This is a genomic window from Nostoc sp. CMAA1605 (assembly GCF_021596505.1).
Classification (GTDB): Bacteria; Cyanobacteriota; Cyanobacteriia; order Cyanobacteriales; family Nostocaceae; genus Trichormus.
On the sequence record NZ_PJIZ01000007.1, the window covers coordinates 16,996 to 41,352 of the forward strand.

The 24,357-nt window shown below is 40.3% G+C and carries 15 protein-coding genes and 1 pseudogene; 8 read left to right on the forward strand and 8 right to left on the reverse strand.

Annotated elements, in window-relative coordinates; genetic code table 11:
- Positions 1-98 precede the first annotated feature (98 nt).
- Positions 99-6,629, forward strand: a complete 6,531-nt coding sequence (locus CV014_RS04265; RefSeq protein ID WP_236140879.1) for a response regulator — start codon at positions 99-101, stop codon at positions 6,627-6,629.
- Positions 6,630-6,679: 50 nt separating this feature from the next.
- On the opposite strand, the gene CV014_RS04270 is transcribed toward CV014_RS04265, so the two are convergent.
- Together CV014_RS04270 and CV014_RS04275 are read right to left on the reverse strand one after the other, a co-directional pair.
- Entirely contained in the window at positions 6,680-7,231 is a 552-nt protein-coding gene (locus CV014_RS04270) for a type II toxin-antitoxin system VapC family toxin (RefSeq protein WP_236140880.1), read from the reverse strand.
- Positions 7,228-7,662 carry a type II toxin-antitoxin system VapC family toxin gene (locus tag CV014_RS04275; RefSeq protein ID WP_236140881.1) on the reverse strand — a complete coding sequence of 145 codons (435 nt, stop codon included), beginning with the start codon at positions 7,660-7,662 and terminating at the stop codon, positions 7,228-7,230. Before CV014_RS04275 ends, CV014_RS04270 begins: the two co-directional genes overlap by 4 nt.
- A gap of 116 nt (positions 7,663-7,778) precedes the next feature.
- Between CV014_RS04275 and CV014_RS04280 the strand changes: the two genes are divergently transcribed.
- Positions 7,779-9,827: a prolyl oligopeptidase family serine peptidase gene (locus CV014_RS04280; protein ID WP_236140942.1), complete on the forward strand. Its 2,049-nt coding sequence runs from the start codon at positions 7,779-7,781 to the stop codon at positions 9,825-9,827.
- A gap of 28 nt (positions 9,828-9,855) precedes the next feature.
- On the opposite strand, the gene CV014_RS04285 is transcribed toward CV014_RS04280, so the two are convergent.
- Entirely contained in the window at positions 9,856-10,476 is a 621-nt protein-coding gene (locus CV014_RS04285) for a Uma2 family endonuclease (protein ID WP_236140882.1), read from the reverse strand.
- A 155-nt stretch (positions 10,477-10,631) separates the two neighbouring features.
- On the opposite strand from CV014_RS04285, the gene CV014_RS04290 reads away from it, so the two are divergent.
- Positions 10,632-13,400 carry a M16 family metallopeptidase gene (locus CV014_RS04290; RefSeq protein WP_236140943.1) on the forward strand — a complete coding sequence of 923 codons (2,769 nt, stop codon included), beginning with the start codon at positions 10,632-10,634 and terminating at the stop codon, positions 13,398-13,400.
- Positions 13,401-13,546: 146 nt separating this feature from the next.
- On the opposite strand, the gene CV014_RS04295 is transcribed toward CV014_RS04290, so the two are convergent.
- Together CV014_RS04295 and CV014_RS04300 are read right to left on the reverse strand one after the other, a co-directional pair.
- On the reverse strand, positions 13,547-14,056 hold the full coding sequence (locus CV014_RS04295; RefSeq protein WP_236140883.1) for an NUDIX hydrolase: 510 nt from the start codon (positions 14,054-14,056) through the stop codon (positions 13,547-13,549).
- Positions 14,057-14,256: 200 nt separating this feature from the next.
- Positions 14,257-15,338, reverse strand: a pseudogene (locus CV014_RS04300) (RuBisCO accumulation factor 1).
- Positions 15,339-15,575: 237 nt separating this feature from the next.
- Between CV014_RS04300 and CV014_RS04305 the strand changes: the two are divergent.
- The 4 genes from CV014_RS04305 (at position 15,576) to CV014_RS04320 (ending at position 18,991) form a co-directional block, all read left to right on the forward strand.
- Positions 15,576-16,514, forward strand: coding sequence for a response regulator (locus CV014_RS04305; RefSeq protein ID WP_236140884.1), 939 nt, complete (start codon positions 15,576-15,578; stop codon positions 16,512-16,514).
- Positions 16,515-16,775: 261 nt separating this feature from the next.
- A complete protein-coding gene (gene ubiE, locus CV014_RS04310) occupies positions 16,776-17,465 on the forward strand; it encodes a bifunctional demethylmenaquinone methyltransferase/2-methoxy-6-polyprenyl-1,4-benzoquinol methylase UbiE (RefSeq protein WP_236140885.1) in 690 nt (229 codons plus the stop codon).
- 127 nt (positions 17,466-17,592) lie between these two features.
- Entirely contained in the window at positions 17,593-18,825 is a 1,233-nt protein-coding gene (locus CV014_RS04315; RefSeq protein WP_236140886.1) for a DUF445 domain-containing protein, read from the forward strand.
- Between the two features lies 1 nt (position 18,826).
- Positions 18,827-18,991, forward strand: coding sequence for a hypothetical protein (locus CV014_RS04320; RefSeq protein ID WP_236140887.1), 165 nt, complete (start codon positions 18,827-18,829; stop codon positions 18,989-18,991).
- Here CV014_RS04320 and CV014_RS04325 read toward each other — a convergent pair.
- A complete protein-coding gene (locus CV014_RS04325) occupies positions 18,960-20,447 on the reverse strand; it encodes a hypothetical protein (protein ID WP_236140888.1) in 1,488 nt (495 codons plus the stop codon). The two genes, CV014_RS04320 and CV014_RS04325, sit on opposite strands and share 32 nt — an antisense overlap.
- Before the next feature lie 328 nt (positions 20,448-20,775).
- Between CV014_RS04325 and CV014_RS04330 the strand changes: the two genes are divergently transcribed.
- Positions 20,776-22,173 (forward strand): amidase, encoded by a 1,398-nt coding sequence (locus CV014_RS04330; RefSeq protein WP_236140889.1) that lies wholly within the window; start codon positions 20,776-20,778, stop codon positions 22,171-22,173.
- A 148-nt stretch (positions 22,174-22,321) separates the two neighbouring features.
- Here the strand turns inward: CV014_RS04330 and CV014_RS04335 are convergent, their stop codons facing one another.
- Positions 22,322-23,140 (reverse strand): EndoU domain-containing protein, encoded by an 819-nt coding sequence (locus tag CV014_RS04335; protein WP_236140890.1) that lies wholly within the window; start codon positions 23,138-23,140, stop codon positions 22,322-22,324.
- 113 nt (positions 23,141-23,253) lie between these two features.
- On the reverse strand, positions 23,254-24,249 hold the full coding sequence (ilvC, locus tag CV014_RS04340; RefSeq protein WP_236140891.1) for a ketol-acid reductoisomerase: 996 nt from the start codon (positions 24,247-24,249) through the stop codon (positions 23,254-23,256).
- Positions 24,250-24,357: the final 108 nt, after the last annotated feature.

Sequence of the window (24,357 nt, forward strand, 5' to 3'; positions counted from 1 at the left end):
GGCTATTGACTGATGACTAACAACTCAAATAAGCGGTGACTAACTACTAATGACTATTGACAGATGACTAACGACTATTGACTATTGACTAAAAAACTATGCTGCCTGAACAACAACAGCGAATTTTAGGCTACTTTATTGAAGAAGCCAGAGACCACCTCAACACCATTGAACAGGGGTTGCTCAATCTTCAAAGTACCTTAAATGACCCAGAACTGATTAACGAAGTTTTCCGCGCCGCACACTCTATTAAAGGTGGTGCAGCCATGCTGGGCTTAACTAGCATTCAGCACACCGCCCACCGTCTAGAAGATTGTTTTAAAGTTCTCAAAGAAAATCCGATTCAGGTTGATCAAAAACTAGAATCATTATTTCTTGGTGTATCTGACACTCTCAAAGCCCTACTCGAACAGTTAAGCGGCCCCTTCGGACTGTCAGAAGAAACGGCTAATACCTTGATGTCAGAGACAGAACCTGTATTTCAATGGCTGAATCAGCATCTAGAACTATTAGTGCAGCAAGCCGATGCTGGAGTAGATACATCAAATGTCAATCAACCAACTGCCGCAGATAGCGTAGGTACACTCACAGACTTCTTTTCACGCCAAGATGTACCTACTCCCGCAGACAACACTCCTGCACCCCAAACAGTGACAGCTACAGGGAATGATCGTTGGAGTGAATTTCAAGCCCAGGTTCTACAAACACTGCGGGAAATGTTGCAATTATTTAAACAACCTGCAACATCAGAATCTCGTCAAAATCTCCAGCAATGCTGTCAGCAGTTAGTTAGACTAGGTCAAACTTGGAATTTATCTAATTGGTGCAATTTATGTAAAGCCGCAACCACGGCTATTGGGAATACCGAAAATAGTTATATCATCCTAGCAAAGATTGTCATTACAGAGATTAAACAAGCACAAGAGTTAGTGCTGCAAGGTAGAGAAACTGATATTACTATTAGCCAACAACTAGAAGCACTTTGGGATTCTCCGAACACTGCTTTAATCGAAGTGGCTCAAGAGTTGTTAGGTGACGTACCATCCACCATCACACCATCATTAGCATCTATACCTCATGAAATCTCTTCAGACTCAACTGAGGATTTCGCCAGGGATCATACCCTCGATATATCAGCAGATAGAGTCACTAGTCTAACTGAAGTCTCCGAACAGCTAAATGTTGCAGCAGAGGTACCAACCTCTATAGAACACCCTGTGTCTGAAAACGAGACTACTGGCAATCCGTTCTGGGAAAATGAAACTACACCATTTGCTCATAGTGCCACAATAGAGACGAATGGCCCAGAAGTGGGATTAGCTGAGTTAAATACCTTAGCTGATTTATTTGAAGGTGAAACACCAGAACTAGATGAAAGTTGGCAACAAGATGACGTTGTAGAGATTGCAGACTCTAGTGAATTAGGGGCAGAGATTAGTCAAACCGTCATTCAAGTATTTGATAATGATATAGCCGATTTTCTCTCATTAGAAGGAGATGATCAGGAGTCTGCAACTAGCACAACTAAAAATGAAGACTTCGGGTTATTATTTGGAGAACATCTATCAGAGCCAGAAAAATCGCCAGCAGCAGCTACAAATGAGCAAATATTGCCAGAAGTCACATCAGAAGATGATATCAACGACTTTCTGACAATTACAGCAGGCGATGGCGTTCCGCCCAGCGTAGCTGATCGCACCTTAAATCAGGCTCAAAATAACATTCCAGAACATCAAACCATTCCTGATTTACCGGAACTAAATAACCTATCAGATGATTTCGATAATCTATTTATAGAATCAGAAATAAATACTGGCACGTTTGAGCAAGCTAATCTTACTCTTCCACAAGAAGAACAAGTAAAAACAGCGTCAGAAAATCTAGAATTAGAAAATTTATTTGGCAATTTAGAAACTGATACTCAACTATCTGCCAATACATTAGAAACAGTTAACAATTTATTTGATGAACAGCCCATTACGGTAATAGAGTTTACCGCACCTGACCAAAATTTAGATGATGTTTATACTCAAGAAAATTCAGGAGAAACAGAGCAGTTATTATCATCTGTAGGCGAACATGAGATAGGAAAAGAGTTAGAAGAGAGTTTATTTGCTGCGGCTGGTGAAATTTTCCCTGTTGATGAAGATTCTAACAATTTAGGTGTAGAAGCTTTCGGATTAGTTGATTTAGACACAACTTTCTTCCAATCTGAAGAAGATGTAAAAATAATACTAACAGCAGATTTAAACAGCACCTCCCTTATAGATACTCATGTTAATAGTGATAATTCTCAAGTAGAAACACCAGAATTATCCCAGAACGCAGAAGTTTTAGAGTTCATGTCTGATTTGGATGATCAGCTATCGGAAACATCTGCAATAGAAAGTGCAATATCATTTGCTGAATTAGATGTTGATGTATTGACAGGTAATGATGGTGCTGATTTTATCCTGGGAAATCTAGAACAAGCAGATGATGATTTATTTCACTCAGCGAATAATCTCAATCTACACCAGGAGCAAGATGCACAAACTGTAGCAAATATTGCTATTGATCTAGATACAAATATTGAGTTTTCTGATATTGATGAGAGTGGTGCATCTGACTTAGCTGCGAATTTACTAGCAATCCAAAATGAATTACCAACAACTGATCTAGAGGCATGGGCTATTCCGATTAGTCAGTTAACAGATATTGTGATTGATGACATTAATGATGATGTTAATCAAGGAACTATTGACAAAATATTCGATACACCCTTTGCAGAAACTCCTAGCTTAGATTTTGGTGATTTATATTTATCAACTCCCAGCATTGAAATAACACAAACAACAATTCAAGACATACCAGATAATCTCAATCTAGATAATGAATTATTAACCACCCTAGATGCAACAACATCAGATTTAGATTTTGGCGATTTATCCATTTCTAGTAGTGAAATAACACAAACAACAATTCAAGACATACCAGATAATCTCAATCTAGATAATGAATTATTAACCACCCTAGATGCAACAACATCAGATTTAGATTTTGGTGATTTATCGACTCCCAGCCTTGAATTAACACAAACAACAATTCAAGACATACCAGATAATCTCAATCTAGATAATGAATTATTAACAAACCTGGATGAGACAACATCAGATTTAGATTTTGGTGATTTATCCATTCCTAGTAGTGAATCAACACAAACAACAACTCAAGACATACCAGATAATCTCAATCTAGATAATGAATTATTAACAAACCTGGATGAGACAACATCAGATTTAGATTTTGGTGATTTATCCATTCCTAGTAGTGAAATAACACAAACAACAATTCAAGACATACCAGATAATCTCAATCTAGATAATGAATTGTTAACAAACTTGGATGAGACAACATCAAATTTAGATTTTGGTGATTTATCAATTCCTAGTAGTGAATCAACACAAACAACAATTCAATACATTCCAGAAAATTTCAATTTAGATGATGAGTTATTAACAAACCTGGATGAGATAACATCAGATTTAGATTTTGGCGGTTTATCCATTCCTAGTAGTGAATCAACACAAACAACTCAAGAAACATCAGAAAATATCAATCTAGATATGGGTGATGAGTTGTTAAACACCCTAGATGCAACAACATCAGATTTAGATTTTGGTGATTTATCCATTCCTAGTAGTGAATCAACACAAACAACAATTCAAGACATTCCAGACAATCTCAATCTAGACGATGAATTATTAACAACTCTGGATGAGACAACATCAGATTTAGATTTTGGCGATTTATCTGATACCACTAGTGAACTAACACAAACAACAACTCAAAATCCATCAGAAAATATCAATCTAGATATGGGTGATGAGTTGTTAAGTACCCTAGATGCAACAACATCAGATTTAGATTTTGACGATTTATCTGATACCACTAGTGAACTAACACAGACAACAACTCAAAATCCATTAGAAAATATCAATCTAGATATGGGTGATGAGTTGTTAAGTACCCTAGATGCAACAACATCAGATTTAGATTTTGGTGATTTATCGACTCCCAGCCTTGAATTAACACAAACAACAATTCAAGACATTCCAGACAATCTCAATCTAGACGATGAATTATTAACAAACCTGGATGAGACAACATCAGATTTAGATTTTGGCGATTTATCTGATACCACTATTGAATTAACAACTAATAGTAATGATTTAATAAATGAAAATCTAGATAATAGCGCTGCGGACAAACTAGATAACACAGGGATATTTGATGATGAACTAGGGGGTATTAATTCAACACATGAAACTGATTTAGTAACACAAGTAGACGCTAGAAACGAAGAAGAATTTGCTGATTTAGAAGCCTTGCTAGAGATGGAATCATCTCCCAGTAATGATATTAATGCCATTCAAGACGATGATTTTGCAGCATTAGAAGCATTGTTAGGGGAAGAAGATATTCCACCAAAAGAAAATGTAGTAAAACCTGAAGTAATTTCAACAAATGCGCCAAAATTTACTCCGGCTACTCCTAGCAATCCCACTGTATTGCCATTAGTGCAAGATGATTTTAGAGATTTAGAACAATTGCTAGCACAAGCAGATCAAACTATATCTCAGTCAACACCAGTAAAACAACCACCTGCTAAATTACAGCGTTCTTCTAATCGTCGTCAGGCGAAATTTGAAGAAACTATGAAAGTTCCAGTCAAGCAACTGGATGACATGAGTAACTTAGTGGGTGAATTGGTAGTTAATCGCAACACTTTAGAACAGGATCATGAAAGGTTGCGACAGTCTTTAGATAATTTGTTAGTGCAAGTGCAACAGCTCTCAGATGTGGGAGCAAGAATGCAGGAATTGTATGAGCGATCGCTTTTAGAATCCTCTTTGTTACGTAGTCGTAAAGCCAGGGAAACTTCAACTTTCTTCCACAGTGAAGACTCTGATTCCGATAGGGGTTTTAGTGAACTGGAAATGGATCGCTTTACTCCCTTCCACACACTGTCTCAGGAAATGATCGAGTTGATTGTGAGAGTCCGTGAGTCAGCTAGTGACATTGACTTCGTGACAGAAGAAACTGAGCGAGTGGCGCGACAGTTCCGTCAGGTAACAAGTCAACTGCAAGAAGGACTCACACGCGCGCGCATGGTTCCTTTTTCCCAGACAATTGATCGTCTGCGGCGTGGCGTGCGAGACAATGCCATCAAGTATGGTAAACAGGTGGAATTAATGATTGAGGGTGGCGACACCTTAATTGACAAGATGATTTTAGATCATCTCACCGACCCGTTGACCCATATGCTCAACAATGCGATCGCCCACGGAATTGAAACACCTGATATCAGACAAGCATCTGGTAAAGTACCTGGAGGTACTATTACTATCCGTGCATTTCATCAAGGTAATCAAACAGTAATTTCTGTGGGTGATGATGGAGCAGGTATTGATACAGACAAGATTAAAGCTCTAGCCTTGAAACGAGGCCTCATTACACAATCTCAAGCAAAAGCAATGTCCCGCTTGGAAATCTATGATCTATTATTCCAAGCTGGATTTAGCACCAAAGATGAAGCCGATGAAATTTCTGGTCGTGGTGTCGGGATGGATGTGGTGCGTTCCGAAATTAGTGAAATTCGCGGCATAGTCAATACTGACTCTACTCTAGGTAAGGGAACAACCTTTACAATTCGTTTGCCACTCACCTTAAGTATTTGTAAAGCTTTATGTTGTGTTTCCGATAAAGCGAGGGTAGCTTTCCCGATGGATGGTGTGGAAGATACTCTGGATATCCCCATCAAAAATATCCAGAAAAACGCCGAGGGACAATCCTATATTTCCTGGCGCGATACCGTTCTGCCATTCCGTCCTTTGAAAGAATTGTTAACCTTTAATCGCCAACTCAGTCGCGGTAATGTTTACGGTGGTAATCGAGATGATGATATGGTGTCTGTGGTGGTGGTGCGATCGGCAAATACTTTGTTGGCTCTTCAAATAGACCAAGTTTTAAGCGAACAGGAAATTGTAATTAAGCAATTTGAAGGGCCTGCACCTAAACCCATTGGGGTGGCGGGTGCGACGGTTTTGGGTGATGGTCGCATTATGCCGATTGCTGACGTACTGGAACTGATCGACATCTTCCAAGGACGGATGTCTAAACATAGTGGAGGTGCGCCCTGGCAACAAGCATCTAGTCCCATTGTGCCAGAAGTTCAGACTGAGAAAATTGACCCCACTGTACTTATCGTTGATGACTCAATTACAGTCCGGGAATTGCTCTCACTCACCTTTAACAAAGCTGGGTATCGTGTGGAACAGGCGCGGGACGGTCAAGAGGCTTGGGATAAACTCCGGTCTGGGTTGCCTTGTGATATCGTCTTCTGTGATATTGAAATGCCCCGTTGCGATGGTCTGGAGTTGCTCTCACGCATTCAAAAAGACCCAAATCTCAACCACTTACCCATTGCTATGCTCACCTCACGGGGTGCGGATAAACACCGCCAGATGGCGATTCAGTTAGGGGCTAGTGGCTACTTTACAAAACCCTACCTAGAAGAAGCCTTACTAGAAGCTGCTGTGCGGATGTTGAAAGGTGAAAAATTGGTCAGCAATGCCGGTAATGGTTAATTGGCAGATATATCAGCGAGGGTTACAAACATATTTTTTGAGAAGATATGCTAGAGGATTGTCAGTGCTACATCTGTGTCACAAAACTTTATAAAAACACCAGTTGTATTTTGAATGATACCGTCTAGTTTCAGGACATCCTCATCTACGGTGATAAAAACTTCTGCCTCAAAGTGAATCGCACTGGCAACATGAAGCGCATCAGCTGCCCTTACACCTCTAAAGTAAAGGTCTACATTGCTTAACTGTGCTTCCACAGTTGCAGCAGTAAGATCAAGTGCGGTGATTCCAAAAAATCTTACCGCAGTTAAAGTTTGAGGAACAATAGAACGGGCTGCAAGGACTCTAAGTTTGCTTGCATTCGCCATTCCTGTGGCTGCTGATGTGAGTTGCTTAAACAAAGCTTCCTCAACTTCGTAGTAGGTAAGACTAGATGTTGCGCCCATATGACTAGAAGCTATGTTTTGGAGAACCTTTTCTGCATCCTCAAATAACTTCTGAGGTGTACGACCACGACGACTTGTAGATCGTAATGTTTCACCAGCTATGGCTTGTGGGCTGAGGTAGTCAATAAAAACACCTGTATCAATGTAAACTTTCACACTTGAGCTTCCAGTTGAGATAGCAATTGTTCAGGCGTAACTACTTGAGGTTTTATGTTTGATAAAAACCTAAAAGCTTGATCATAAGTAACCAAGTAGTCACAGTCTGCTGCACTACTAAGTATTAAAACATCATTTGAGTGAGCTAGATGATTACGAAGACTAGAAGCGTTTTTGAGGTATTCTTCAGCTTTTTCCAGATTTAGAGGGAGTACGCTAACTTCTTGTTGCAGTTCCTCCAAGGCTTCTGGGTGTTTACGAGTGTCTGTCAAGGAAAAAAGTTCTTGAAGCACTATTGGATTAATAGCAAGACGGACTTTTTTAAGTATCTCCTGAGAAAATAAATTAGAACTGGGCGACTCACCACGCAAATAGGCAGCCACTACATTCGTATCTAAAAAAATAAGAGGGCGACTATTAGAATTTTGCACTTCAGTCTCTCTCGTCAAAATGACATATATTCTAAGTGTATGCAAAATTGGCATGGGATAGCGCAAGTGCGATCGCTATTTCATCTCCATTAGGCTCATTACCGACACAGAATTATATGATCTACCCTGACACTCAAAAAATTGATCAAATTGATGATTATCACGGTACTTCAGTAGCAGATCCCTACCGTTGGTTAGAAGACCCAAATTCAGAAGCTACTCAGCGTTGGGTTGAGGCACAAAATCAAATTACTTTCACTTATCTAGAAAAAATTCCTGCCAGAGATAAAATTAAACAGCGTCTCACCAAACTTTGGGACTATGAAAAATATGGTATTCCTTTTAAAGAGGGAGACAACTATTTTTATTTCAAAAATGATGGACTGCAAAATCAAAGTGTACTTTATACTTTAAAGTCCCTCAATGATGAACCCAAAGTTTTACTAGACCCTAATAAATTATCTGAAGATGGTACAGTAGCTCTTTCTGGTTGGGATGTTAGTGATAATGGTAAATTATTGGCTTATGGGATATCTACCTCTGGTTCTGATTGGCAACAATGGCAAGTAAGAGATGTAGAAACAGGCGAAGATTTACCAGACCAGATTAAGTGGATTAAATTTTCTGGCGTGTCTTGGACAAAGGATCATCAGGGATTTTTTTATAGTCGTTATGATGAACCTCAAGACCAAAAATTAGCTGATATTAACTATTTTCATAAGCTTTACTATCATCGTTTAGGAACACCACAATCAGAAGATATATTAATTTATCATCGTCCTGATCAACAAGAGTGGGGATTTTATAGTGAAGTTACAGAAGATGGTCAGTATTTAATCATTTCTGTTTGGTTAGGAACAGATTCAAGAAATTTAGTTTTCTATAAGGACTTAACTGATGAAAATGGGGAGGTAATAGAGTTAATTCATCAGTTGGAAGCAAATTATAGTTTTATTAATAATGATGAAAACATTTTCTATTTTCGCACTAATTTGGATGCGTCACGAGGTAGATTAATTGCTATTGATATTAATCTACCTGAGCAGGAATTATGGCAAGAAATTATTCCTGAAGCGACAGCAACTTTAAAGCAAGTCAGGATATTAAATAATCAGTTCGTAGCTGATTATTTGCAAGATGCTCATTCGCAAATCAAAATATTTGCTACTAACGGCACATTGATCCAAGAGGTAGAACTACCGGGACTAGGTGCAGTGGGTGGATTTGGAGGTAAGCGGGATGCTACAGAAACTTTTTATAGTTTCACGAGTTTCACTACACCAGGAACTATTTATCACTACGATATGGTGACGGGAAAAGGTGAAATCTTTAAGCAGCCAAGCGTAGATTTTCACCCTGAAGATTATGAAACTAAACAAGTTTTTTACGAGAGTAAAGACGGTACAAACATACCGATGTTTATTACTCACAAAAAAGGTATTGCTTTAGATGGGAATAATCCCACATATCTTTACGCCTATGGTGGTTTTCGGATTTCACTGACTCCCAACTTTAACGTGAGTATGTTGGTGTGGATGGATATGGGTGGTGTTTATGCTATGCCAAATTTGCGTGGTGGCGGAGAGTATGGTGAGGAATGGCATCAAGCCGGGATGAAGGAGAAAAAGCAGAATGTTTTTGATGATTTTATCGCTGCGGCTGAATGGCTGATTGATCATAACTATACAAAACCTGAGAAGTTAGCGATCGCAGGTGGTAGCAATGGCGGTTTACTGGTCGGTGCTTGCATGACTCAACGTCCAGATTTATTTGGTGCAGCTTTACCAGCCGTAGGTGTCATGGATATGTTGCGCTTTCACAAATTTACCATCGGCTGGGCTTGGACGAGTGAATATGGTTCGCCAGATCATCCCGAAGATTTCCCCACACTTTACGCCTATTCACCCCTACATAACCTCAAATCAGGTACAAGCTACCCAGCAACCTTAATTACCACAGCAGATCATGACGATCGCGTGGTTCCTGCCCATAGTTTCAAATTTGCCGCAGCTTTGCAAGCGGTTCAAGCTGGTGACGCACCAACACTGATTAGAATTGAGACTAAAGCCGGACACGGTGCAGGTAAACCCACAACCAAAATCATTGAGGAAGCCGCAGATAAGTGGGCGTTTTTAGTTAAAGTTCTGGATATAAATGATTACTAGCTAGATAACAAATCTAGTTACATTCAAGCTACACCATATCGGCTTGAAAAATTTGTTGGGCGGTGAGATTTAAGTCAGGAAAGATTTGGGAAATAATGCGTTCCTCATCTCGAAACTTATTGATTTGATATTCTCCATCAAACAAGTTACACACAGAAATTGTAGGTTGTTTAGGATTACCAATAAAATTACGTCCACCTAATGCTCCATAGTCTACAATCCAATATTCGGAAATACCCATTTGCTCATAATCTGCATATTTGAGATGGTAATCATCACGCCAGTTAGTTGAGACAATTTCAATCACCAAAGGTATTGATATGCCTAAACTAAGAATGGATTCTTTTTTCCATAATTGTTCATTAACTAAATTTGCCCGATTGAGTACCAAAACATCGGGGAAATAACCAGAATCTTTACCATCCGGTCTAACTATGGCTTGGTTAGGAATTAAATAGGGAAATTCTAAACGGTCAATCGTCGCACTTAGCTTGATTGTTAAAAATCCTTTAATTTCTTCATGTTCCCCTACTGGTTGCGCCATTTCAATAATATTGCCGTGATGTAGTTCGTAACGTCTGCCCGAATTGTCAGGTAGCCAATCAACAAATTCCTGGAAGGTGACAAGTTTGGGTACTGCTTGAGTCATGGCTTTTGGGAATTGCTAATGATAGCAATATTATCTCTAATCAATCTGCAATATAAATCAGCAAACACAATCCAGGCGATCGCTAGTTACACTTGATCACTATCAAGCCTCATTTTCACCTCTCGGTTTGATAACTTAAGAATTGTAAAATGCTGATGAAAACCCGCATATATATGCTCATAGGCTTCCTTCTCAGCCTAATTTTAAGTATTTTGCCTGTAGCAGACAATTTTACGATTGCTGCCACACCCACAGATGTTGTTTCACCCCAAGCTGCTGTCTCCTTCACCCAAGGAGTGCAGAAAACAGTCTTAGATAATGGTTTAACCGTCCTCACCAAAGAAGTGCATACTGCACCTGTAGTGAGTGTACAGGTATGGTACAAAGTCGGCTCACGCAATGAAACTAAGGGAGAAAACGGTATTTCCCACCAGCTTGAGCATTTGATGTTTAAGGGAACGAAAGAACGTCCTGTGCAGTTTGGTCGATTGTTTAATGCTTTGGGTAGTCAATTCAATGCTTTCACCAGTTACGATGAAACGGCTTACTTCGGGACAGTGGAACGCAACCGACTAGATGCACTACTGACTTTAGAAGCAGACCGGATGAAAAATGCTTTGATTGATGCAGAGCAATTAACTAGTGAAAAACGGGTAGTAATTTCTGAGTTACAGGGGTATGAAAACTCTCCTGAGTATCGTTTAAATCGGGCAGTGATGCGAGCAGCTTTTCCCAATCGCGCCTATGGTTTACCTGTAGGTGGTACAAAAGCTGATGTTGAACAATTTACAGTCGAGCAGGTGAGAAATTACTATCAAAAATACTACAGTCCAGATAATGCGACTGTGGTGATTATCGGCGATTTTGTCACAGAAAATGCTCTGAATACCATCAGAGATACCTTTGGCAAGCTACCCAAGAGAGAAACAGGGGGGAAACTAGTTTCCTCTACACCCCTTCCGCAGCCAGACAAGCTCATCAATACTGCGAGTAAATCGCCCATAATTTTGCAAGAATCAGGAAGTGCGGCTTTATTACAAGCTGTGTATCCCTTACCCGATGTCCAACATCCTGATGTTCCCGCAATTGATGTGATGGATGCAATTTTGACGGGGGGACGTAGTTCTCGACTCTATCAAGCTTTGGTGGAATCTGGGTTGGCGAGTTCTGTTGGTGCTAGTGCAGTAGAACCGATTGAACCAGGATGGTATGAAATTAGTGCGACAGCCGCGCCAGGACAAAAGTTAACCAAAATTACAGAGGTATTGCAAACATCTTTAACACAATTGCAAAAGCAACCTGTTTCCTTAACAGAATTGAATCGTGCTAAAACACAACTACAAGCTTCCTTTGTGCTGGGTAATCAAGACATCACTAGCCAAGCTAGCCAATTGGCATACAGTCAAATGATCGCTGGAGATTATCACTATATCGAAAAGTATTTAGCGGCGATCGCCAATGTCACCCAGGCTGATGTTCAAAGAGTCGCTAAAACCTATCTCAGTCCCAACAAAAAAACCATCGGCTATTTTGAACCCACTCAAATTGCAGGTGAAAGCGGAACTCCCAATCTTGGTTCTGGTCGCACCGCCGAGAACTTCAACCCTGGTAAACCAGTAGATCCGGCGGAATTGGCAAAATATCTGCCTGCTATCACTACATCTCCAGATATTAGTAAACAATCTCTACCACAGCAGTTTTCCCTCACCAATGGGTTGCGGGTGCTGTTATTACCTGACCACAACCTCCCCACAATTAATCTAAGTGGACAAATTGACGCAGGTAGTGAGTTTGATGGTAACTCCAACGCCGGATTAGCCAGTATCACAGCTAGTAATTTAATGAATGGCACAAAGACTAGAGATGCTTTGACCTTGGCGCAAACTCTAGAAGATAGAGGTGCTGGTTTAAATTTTGGTGCTACACGGGAAGGAGTTAGTATCAGTGGGGAAGGATTAGCAGCGAATTTGCCATTATTAATCCAAACTCTGGCTGATGTCCTGCAAAATGCCACATTTCCCAATAAACAGCTAGAACTCAGCCGTCAAAGAGCCTTAACTAGCTTAAAAGTCCAATTAGATGATCCTAGCGGATTAGGTAGAAGAGTATTTCAGCAAGCAATTTACCCAGAAAATCACCCCTTTCACAGTTTCCCCACGGAGGAAAGTTTAAAAAATATTACTCGTGATGATGTGCTGCGTTTTTACCGCAACCATTACCGACCAGATACGACGACGCTGGCTTTAGTGGGTGATTTTGAACCAGCAGAGGTGAAAGATTTACTCAGTCAATCTTTGGGTAAGTGGCAAGCCATTGGTCAACCGCCTCTCCTCAAATTACCAACGGTGTCATTACCGCCAAATATCACCCGCATTAACAAGGCGATTCCTGGTAAAGCTGAGGCTATCACCTATCTTGGTTACAATGCCATTTCTCGCAAAGACCCCCGTTACTACGCTGCATTGGTGCTGAATCAGATTTTGGGTGGGGATACCTTATCTAGTCGCTTGGGTACAGAAGTACGCGATCGCCTGGGTTTGACCTATGGTATTTATAGCGGCTTTGCAGCTGGTGTGAATCCTGGCCCCTTCTTAATTCAAATGCAGACTGCACCCCAAGATGCAAATCGGGCGATCGCTAGCACTTTAGGATTACTCAAACAGTTACGTGAACAGGGTATTACTGAAGCCGAATTAAACACGGCGAAACGTTCAATTACTAACAGTTATCCTGTAGATTTAGCTAATCCTAGTAATGTGTCTAGCATCATTTTAGATAATGCGATTTTGGGACTATCACCAGCAGAAATTCGAGAATTTCCGCAACGTATTCAATCTGTAACTATGGCTGATGTTCAAAAAGCCATTCAAGATTTGATTAATCCCAAAAATCTCATTATTGTGACTGCTGGAACTGTCAAATAATTTTAGATTTTAGATTTTGGATTGAATCTAAAATCCAAAATCTAAAATTCGGATGCTTAATCCTACATCCAAAGGTAACTAATTATCTCACAATAAAATGTAAAAAATTATCGCCAATATCATCGGAGCAGATAGGATTTTCGACCTTATTTTGTATAAAAAAGCTGCACAAGTTTAGCCAAATCACTTTTTGCAGGTTCACCTTTATTCAACCATTCCATTAAATCAGAAGGGTATAACCAAAAACTGGCAATAAAATCATTCTGATTATAATCTGGGTCGCTATCTAATTTAATTTCATAAACTTTCATAAAAGCAGATACATGATTATCATGTGGTGTTAAATACCCCAAAAGCTTAATATTAACCATGCTTAAATCTATCCTCAATTCTTCTTTGAGTTCACGATTTAGAGCATCTTCGTAAGTTTCTCCGCTTTCCACATGACCACCCATGCTAACATCAAGACAAAGGGGAAAAATTCTTTTCTGTGCAGAACGTCGAGGTATCCAAAGTTGTCCTTGTGAATTAATCACAAAAGCATTCACAACTCTAAAATTACACAGGCTTTGACTATAGATTTCCGAGCGTTTCTTTTTCCCAATGATGCAATCATTGTTATCTACAATGTCAAGCATTTCATCATTGTGTACCATACTTTGTCAACGCACTAGACTATTTTTATTAAATTTATCAAGTAGCAAGTCAAGGGTTATGAAGTCATATAGGAATCATATTTGATTTCTGCGAAGCTAGGTAAACCTCTATGACTTTTTTCCTGTTCCGTGTTCCCTGTTAAGAGTTCCCTAACTACGCAGATAATTTCAAGAATCAAATCAGATTCCTCTAACTTTGATTATTCATCAATTTGCCAGGAATCTTTAGTTACTTCTTCATCTAGAATTTTCCGTGGACGAACAATGATGATGATTTTACCCAGGATGGGAATTTCTGGTTCTGTTTCAAACCATTGAAAATCTAACTCACCGCCTTTATCGACCACAAAATAACTAAAATCATTCCATTCCCGTTGACTGCGGTCTATGACCACTAACACAGGGCCGGGTTGGGTGTGAGTTTGGCTAGGGAAGCGATCGCTTGTTGCTAAAATTACCACTGGGTCTTCTGCACCTAACAACACTTGCCAACCAGGTAAAGCTACCCAAGCTTGTTCACCAGCAAATTTGACGATGCGAAATGGTTCAATTTCTTCTACTAGGGGGACTGCTTTGAAGTCTTGCGGTGTTAAAGGTAATTTACCCACTACAGGGACAATGCGGGGTAATTCCTCTTCGGAATCAAAGCGATAAAAGGGCGGAAGGGGGCAGGACGTTGAGAAACAACGGTAAAATCAACTAATAACTGTTCAATTTGCTTTCTGGCTGTTGGCGTGTGAGCAAAACGTAAACCCTTAGCAATTAAGCGCGATCGCTCTTGCAAATCTGTATTTTGTCGTGCTAACTTCCAAGCTTGATAGGCGACAGCATCCCCAGGATGGTCAGAAAACCCTTCTGGTAAGGTGCGAAACCACGAAAAATCTTTAATGGCTTTGGCGATTTCTCTGGCTTCTTCTAAATTGAGTTTATGCTCAAAAGTCAGTTCCGCCGCCGCCGCGCGTTGTTCTTGGGTGAGTAGGCGCAGTTCATATAAAACATCACTACCGCGAGTTGCATAATGCGATCGCGCCGCTTCCGATGCACCAGCTTTTTCTAAAGAATTATAGACTTGCGCGCCTACAACTACCTGATTTTGTTGAATTGGCTCAAATCCTGTGGCTTCAAAAATCTCTTGGGGATTGTAACCGGATTTTTGCAGAGTCGCGATCGCTAATCCCCATTCCACCCAATTACCTTGTTTTTGTCTCAATTTGCGTAACAATTCTGCTGCTGAATCAGCAGTATTTTCAGGATTGGGAGTGTTGGGTGATAAGTCAGTCATAATCTCAAATTGCAGTTACTACCACAGAGGCTTATTAACACCGCGTTGGTAAATCTTATTGTAATCTTTATCCGCCTACTATATATACACCCTACCGTTAGTTAAAATTTTGCGTTACAAATAACACATCACAGCTAGCAAGAACTATCTTGGTAGATTTCCGCAAGGCTGAAAAGAAATAATCTACTAAGCTGGGTAAGCATATACGGCTATAAATATTTTTACAGGTAATGTCCTATGGCTGATACTATTTCCGAAATCCAGAGAAATCATCGTACAATGGCAACTTTAGAAAGACCGAAAAAACTCAAAATCTTAGTAGTTGATGACGAACCAGATAATTTAGATTTGCTATATCGCACCTTTCGCCGAGATTTTCAAGTCCTAAAAGCTGAAAGTGGTATCAATGCGCTGGAAATCTTAGCGGTAGAGGGAGAAGTAGCTGTCATCATCTCTGACCAACGGATGCCAGAAATGAAAGGTACAGAGTTTTTGAGTAAGACTGTACCACAATTTCCAGATACGGTGAGGATAATTCTCACAGGATTCACTGATATAGAAGATTTGGTGGAAGCAATTAACGCCGGACAGGTGTATAAATATATCACCAAGCCTTGGGACCCTGGGGAACTCAAAGCGGTTGTACAACGCGCCGCCGAAACCTATGACCTACTCAAACAGAGGACAGAAGAACTGCGCCGCGCTAACGCTCAAATGTCCTTGTTAACAGTGTTAGTACAGGTGACTCAAGCCACCGAAAATTTAGAAGCCATCCTCACACCTGTTGCCACAGCATTTTGTGATAGCTTTGCCTGTGATAGCTGTATTTTGCAGCTAGTGAACAACAAAACACTTACAGCCACCCAAGGGTTTTATTCTCCAGAAGGCACAGTCAAGAACTGGCTAGACCAAGATCCTCTCACAAGTGAAGCGATCGCCACTGGTCAAGTGCAAGTTGCACTCAATGTTGCCAAAGAAGCCACACTAGCAGGTGCAACCCATTACCAAGAAACGGGTGTCCAAGCTCATTTAGTCATCCCGATTGCTTACCGCAGTGAAATTTTAGGTGTATTATCCCTCCAATGGCATCAACCAAGTTCTCTAAGAGAAGATGAACTCAATCTGATTCATCTCTCAGCTGAACTAGTGGCGATCGCGATGAAGAGTGCTAAGTGATGAGTGCTGAGTGCTGAGTTTTTTTAGCGGTAGCACAGCGTTTAGGGACTTCTAGAAAATAAACTATCCAAATTTATTTTCCTTAAAACAACTGTTTTTCCCCCTGCTCCCTGCCCCCTGCCCCCTTGCCATCAACGTGATAGCATATTTTTTCAATAGGAAGTCCCTCAGCCGGTGTTGAGCAAAAATTTAAATTAAGAGTCCATAGTCAATAGTCCATAGTCCATAGTTAAATAACTAATGACCATTGACTAATGACTAATGACTAACGATATTCACGCCATTTTTGACCGTATCGCGCCTGTCTATGACCAATTCAATGATTGGTTAAGCTTGGGACAACATCGCATCTGGAAGGAAATGGCCATTAAATGGAGTTCGGTTCAGAGTGGGGATACCTGTCTTGATTTATGTTGTGGTAGTGGTGATTTAGCCTTGAGCTTGGCTAGACGCGCAGGGACAACCGGTAAAGTCTATGGAGTGGACTTTTCCGCCAACTTGCTTGCAACCGCTAAAGAACGCTCTCAAACTCATTACCCCCAATTTGCCATTTCCTGGGTAGAGGCGGATGTCCTGAATTTACCCTTTGAAGATAATCAATTTGACGCTGCTACGATGGGCTATGGTTTAAGAAATGTCAAAGATATTCGCCGTAGCCTCCAAGAACTACACCGCGTCCTTAAACCAGAAAAACGAGCAGCCATCTTAGACTTTCATCGCCCCAATAATCAGCAATTTCGCGCCTTTCAACAATGGTATTTAGATCATATAGTTGTGCCTATGGCCGAGCGTATGGGGATGAAGGAAGAATACGCTTACATCAGCCCCAGCTTAGATCGCTTTCCCCAAGGGAAAGAGCAAGTAGAGTTAGCCTACGAAGTTGGGTTTACCTCAGCCACACACTACCCCATTGCGAACGGTATGATGGGAGTATTGGTAGTTGTTAAATAGGTCATGGGACAAACGGGGTATTGGACATTGCGAATTGGGCAAACAGGGCATGGTTTTTTTTCCTACTTCCCCTACTCCCAGTCCCTAATCCCTAATCCCCAGTCCCTAATTATAAATCCAAAAAACTGTGGATTGGTCTTCTGTTTTACTGTATGTATCGCCCCCTGTATTGGGTGGAATTATTGGCTATTTCACAAATGATATAGCCATCAAGATGCTATTTCGTCCTTACCGCGCAATTTATCTTGCTGGTAAGAGAGTTCCCTTCACTCCTGGCTTAATTCCGGCAAATCAGGAGCGTTTGGCTAAAAATATTTCTGATACGATCATGGGGTCGTTGTTAACACCCGATGAATTACAAAAACTCGCGCGGCGATTATTAGAAACTGAGCGAGTACAAGGGGCTATTCTCTGGTTGTTACAACTGGCAATAGACCAAATTAAAACTGATAAAAACCAAAAAACTAGTAAGGTTGTTGCCAGTATCCTACGCGATTTGTTAGGAGAGTCATTACCGCGTCTATTGAGGGTACTAGCTAGACAAGAAGACTTTTTAGAACCACAAATCAATCAGATTTTTGACCAAATATTATTAGAGTTGCAACTGAGTGATGAGCAAGCAACACGTTTGGCTGACTGGTTTTTAGAAGTAGTTTTACCACCAGATGTATTAAGACAAGCAATCATAGATTTTCTAACCGATCGCACAATTCAAACTATCGATGAAAGTTTCCGCGAAAAAACTAGTGGTACTTATTGGGTAGTAGCGAATTTGTTTGGTTTACGAAACACACTCACTCGCTTGAGAACTTTTTGCTTAGATGAAAAAGAAGCGACTAATGAGAGGTTGCAGGATTTAATTAAAGATTTGCAGATGCGCGATCGCTTCAAAAAAATTCTCCAAAATTTATCGCTGCAAAATCTACCAATCGGGACAGTTCGTCAACTCCGCAAAACTACACGAGAAACCGTCCGTCAGTATATCCAAACTAGTGGGAGCGATTTACTACAAGGACTGACTGAATCTGTAAATTGGGAAAATATTGCCAAATTACTCTTAAATCGCCTGAGTAACTCACCTGTAGTTATGACTTCTTTAGAAGTTGTCTCTCAAGAGTTAGCACTGATTTTAGAAAGATATTTAGAAAAGGATTTAGAGCAAATAGTAACTCAGATAATTCCGATTTTATCGATAGATCAAGTAATTGTTGACCGAGTAAAATCTACATCCCCTGCTGATTTAGAAAATGCAATTGAAGGCATTGTCAAAAATGAATTACAAGCTATTGTCACTTTAGGGGGAATTTTAGGATTTATTGTTGGTTTATTACAAACCGGATTTTTATTTTTTACTCGATAGTTTGGGGATTGGGGACTGGGGACTGGGGACTTGTACTGAGCTTGCCGAAGTATTGGAAAATCAGGAGACAAGGGAGACAAGGGAGACAAGGGAGAATATTATTTTTAATGCCCAATGCCCAATGCCCTATTACCTTAATTTACAGATTGATGGTGATTTTCCATGATGGCATTAATTGCTGCGTAATTAGTTTGATAATTTGGCAGTTTGGCTTGGGCTTGTTCGTAGACAGAACTACTTTTAGGAATAGATTGTAATAATTTAATTGCTTGCTGCCATTTATCTTTTGCTTGTTGCCACGCTATTAGTGAGTTAGGTGCATTTTCCATGAAAAATTTTGCTTCTGTGGCAAGTTTTTCGGCGGCTGCTAATTTGGCTACAGCGTTCTTTTCTGTGTTAGCTCTTTTGGTGATGGCGATGTAATTACGTCGGTAACGAATGATTCTTTCTTGCGCTTTTACAGATATTGATGTTTCTTCGGGAATGCTTTGTAAAAGTTCAATTGCTTTTTGCCATTTGGATGCTGCTTTTTGCCACACTGGAAGTGTATGGGGGGGATTTTGAGCAATGAAGGAAGCTTCTGTCCCTAGTTTTAAAGCTGACTTAAAAGTATTTTCAGCAGTATTTTCTTGATACAAATTCACAGCCATACGCTGAATTTGTATAATCTGAGTTTTAGCAAACCAGCCACCTATCCCTAAGACGATTAGCCCTGAAAGAATAAATGACAGTTTTCGTAGAGCCTGATATGAGGAGTTAAATTCCTTTTTGTTGATAGATATTTTATGGTTTCTTGGCTGGTTATGCTGATGTTTTATTTTAGAAATCGTATTTTTGAAATCATCGATTTTATGGGCGTAAATATCACATTCATTAAGAATTTCAGTTAATTCTCGGAAATTATTATTAGTAGATATGATTAATCCGTGAGCATCATCTAACCATTCTATAGCAAAGCCATTTTTACCACAGAATGATGACAAAGCAATCATTATAGTTAAGAGTCCTTGACTATTTTGAATAGTATTTTTTACTAATGATAGTCTGGTTTGTAGTTGTGATAATTCTGCTTCAAATTTTAGTGTTTGTTTGACAGATAAGTCATTATGCAAGTTATTTTCTAATTCTAGAATTTGAGTTGACAAACTAGCATAATTCAGATGGAGGTTAGTTTGATTGACGAGGTTGGCATCACTTAAGATATCAGATGCGATCGCCTGCAATAAATCACCCCATTCTAACCAGCAATTAATTTTTGATTGTAGAGTAGTTACAGATATCTCTGTATGAGGATTGCCAAACTTTTCTGTAATGGATTCTATGTTGCCTGTGATGGCAGGATTAACTTGTAAAATAGTGGGAATCGTCAAAGATTTAGCAGTACGGGGTAGGGTACTGATATTACTTATCTGATTATTTGCACGACGTAATTCTTGGGCGATCGCCTGTCTCATGCTGCGGAGTTCTTCTTGGGCATTATTAATCAGGATCACCTGTTGCATAATATCCTGGGAACTACCAATAGTTAGCCTAAGTTTATAAATAATTTTTGGCAGTTCATTAATTAGCACTTCTATATCAGTCATAAACATCCGTTGAGGATTTGCAAAATTTCTTAACAAGAAGCAATTTCCAACTCACACTGATAATCCCTAGACTTTCTGTTGAATGAGTAACTTTACCTGCTGTTGTGATCAGTAGGTAAAAGCGATGAATTGTTAAATCGCAAAAACGATAGATTTATAGTTCCCGGAAATTTTGCTAAAGTAACAACGCTGTTTAGTCAATGGTCAATAGTCAATAGTCAATAGTCATTAGTCAATGGTCAATAGTCATTAGTCATTAGTCATTAGTCATGAGTTTTGTCTTCCTTGTCTCCCTAGTCCCCAATCCCCAATCCCCAATCCCCAATCACCAGTCCCCAATCACCAGTCCCCAATCCCCAATCCTATGAATGAAACTGATTTAGCTTTTACTCCAGCACTAGAGTTAGCAAAACTAATCCGGCGGCGGGAGTTATCGCCGTTGGAGTTGGTGGAAATCTATTTAAATCGCATTCAGCAGTTGAATCCGAAATTGGGTAGTTATTTTACGGTGACGGCGGATTTAGCGATCGCTGATGCTACTGCGAAGACGGAACTAATTACACAAACTTCGGAACTTCCGCCGTTTTTTGGTGTACCGATTTCGATTAAAGACCTCAATCCGGTGGCTGGTGTACCTTGTACCTACGGTAGTCCAGCCTTATTAAATAACATTCCCGAATTTGATGATGGGGTTGTAAGTCGTATTAAACAAGCTGGATTTATTATTCTGGGCAAAACGGCTACATCAGAATTAGGTTCATTTCCTTACACTGAACCTACGGGTTTTCCCCCAGCTAGAAATCCCTGGAATTTAGAATACACTCCTGGTGGTTCTAGTGGTGGTGCAGCAGCAGCAGTGGCCGCAGGGTTGTGTGCGATCGCTCAAGGTTCAGATGGTGGCGGTTCTATTCGGGGGCCTGCGGCTTGTTGTGGTTTAGTGGGAATTAAACCGTCACGGGGTAGAGTCAGTAAAGCACCCGTAGGTGAACGTCTAGCGGGAATTGCTGTTAATGGCCCTATCGCTCGAACTGTAGCAGATGCGGCAGCAATGTTAGATACTATTTCTGGTTACGTTACAGGTGATCCCTACTGGCTACCAGATCCAGAACCATCTTTTTTGACTGCGGCTACAACTCAACCAAAAAATTTACGTGTTGCTTTTACTACTGGTATTGCTCCCTTGGGTGAGGCTGATGCTACCTGTAAACAGGCTGTATTACAGACAGTCAAATTGTTAGAACAACTCGGCCATCAAGTTGCAGAAATGTCTTTGGATTTGAGTGCTTTAGTTGAACCATTTCAAATTGTTTGGCAATCGGGAATTACAGCTTCTGGATTACCAGCAGAAATCTTGCAGCCTCTCAACCGTTGGCTATTAGCGCAGACTGGTTCGGTTAGCGAATATATTCAAGCTATTTATGCGATGCAGATAGTAGCACGCCAAATTGTGGCACTGTTTAACAATATAGATGTGTTGGTATTGCCTGTTTATTTACATTCTCCCATCCGTGTAGGAGAGTGGGCGGCTTTAAGTCCTGAAGATACATTTCAACAAATTGTGAATTGGATAGCACCTTGTCCACCAGCTAATGCAACTGGACAACCTGCGATCGCTATTCCTGTAGGTTTTGATAGTCATGGTTTACCTATGAGTGTGCAACTTCTCGGCAAACCTGCGGCGGAAGCTACACTCATTAGTCTTGCAGCACAACTAGAAGCCGCTAATCCTTGGATTCAACACCGTCCAAATTTGGCAACGTGATACCAATTAAGAAAGCCAATAGCGAGTAACGCACCCCCTCTAGAGGCTTTGGTGCGTTACGGCTTACGCCTAACACACCCTACAATATTACATACACTACATATACTTAAATCCCCCACCACTGACAGTTCTTATTCCCTATTCCCCGTTAATGTCTGCATTTTGCGCCTTGGGGAGTAGCATCAGGGTAGAAAGTAATAATTGCCTGATCCTTTCTGACAAAAACGTTAGGAAAAGTTTTGCCTGTTTCTTGATCACGTACATTGTAAATGCAAGCTCCCTCTTTATTCTTTTGCTTTTTAAATGCGAGTGTAGTATCTATCAGCATTTCTTCGGCATTGCTGATATAGCTATAACCTTTGATGACATCTCTGATAATTTGATTGCCTTGTTTAATTACTACACCCATCGTATAAATTACACCTGGGATAACTTGTTCTCGTTGCTGATTATTTGGAAGTCTGCCAGCAATGCCTTGATTTTGTAGTTGTAAATATCTGCCGTAAAAATGTAAACCACCAATATCATTAGCGTTATATATTTCACCACAGAATATATGTTCAAAACCGCGTCGTTTAAACCAAATATTAGTTAGGTCTTCAATAAATTGTGTCTTGGTTTTACGTCCTGGAAATAGTTCACCACCTGTCACTTTTTGTAGTTCTTGCAGTACATCTGGATGCTCAGATAATAACTGTTTAAACTGATTGCGATTTACTTTTGTACCAACAGTACCACAGGTATTAAGTACAGCTTGGTCGAAAGCATTTAACTTTGGTGCAGGTGGTGTAATATCTACTCGTTGTCCTCTGGGAAAACCTACAGGAACAGGATTATCTACATTATCGAAAAAAGGTAATAATGCCTGCTGTGCTTGAGCCTTAACTTGATTTTGGATATATAGGGGACTAATCAGCAATAAGATAGTAAATATTCGCAAAGTTGTGGATAGTTTGGGGTTAAACATAAATTTAATTGTCGTTAAATGTCGGGTTTTGTTGACAATTTAACACCAAAAAATAAAGACGCAAAGCATTTTGGAATACCTTTGCGTCTTATTGCTAGATTTCAAAGAATTTTTTAAACTTTCTTCAACCAGCTAAACATGGCGCGTAAATCTTTACCGACTTCTTCAATGGGATGTTCAGCTTCTTGACGGCGCATAGCGGTAAATCCAGGTTTACCAGCTTGGTTTTCTAATACAAATTCTCGTGCAAACTGACCAGATTGAATTTCGCTGAGAATCTTCTTCATTTCTGCTTTGGTTTGGGCGTTGACAACGCGAGGCCCACGGGTGTAGTCACCGTATTCAGCAGTGTTAGAGATACTATCGCGCATGGTGGCTAAACCACCTTCAACTACTAAGTCTACAATTAGCTTAACTTCGTGCAGACATTCAAAATAGGCTAATTCTGGTTGATAACCTGCTTCTACTAAAGTTTCAAAACCTGCTTTGATTAATGCACTTAAACCACCGCATAATACTGCTTGTTCGCCGAACAAATCAGTTTCAGTTTCTTCACGGAAAGTAGTTTCGAGAATACCGGCGCGAGTTCCACCGATACCTTTAGCGTATGCCATTGCGCGATCGCGTGCCTTACCTGTAGCATCTTGATACACGGCAAATAATGCGGGTACACCTTGTCCTTGTTCGTAAGTGCGTCTGACTAAATGACCAGGGCCTTTAGGTGCAACCATCACAACGTCTACATACGCAGGGGGTACGACTTGTGCAAAGTGAATATTAAACCCGTGGGCGAAGGCTAATACATCACCTTCTTTGAGATTTGGTTCAATTTCGTTTTTGTAAACTGTTTTTTGTACCTCATCAGGTAGCAAAATCATAATAAAGTCGGCAGCACTAGCCGCATCTGCCACACTTTTGACCGTTAAACCAGCAGCTTGGGCTTTTTCGGCTGACTTACTACCTGGATATAGTCCCACAATTACATTTAAGCCACTATCTTTTAAATTGAGGGCGTGGGCATGACCTTGAGAACCATAACCGATAATAGCGATAGTTTTTCCAGCCAAAAGGTCTAAATTGGCATCTGCGTCATAGTACATCCGGGCCATACAAAATATCTCCTGTCAGCAAGCTTTGTCATTGATTGGCAGGTTTTTGATTGTACCTTAAATTGTGTCACCACGGATGAAATTCTGGAGACTGGGGATTGGGGACTG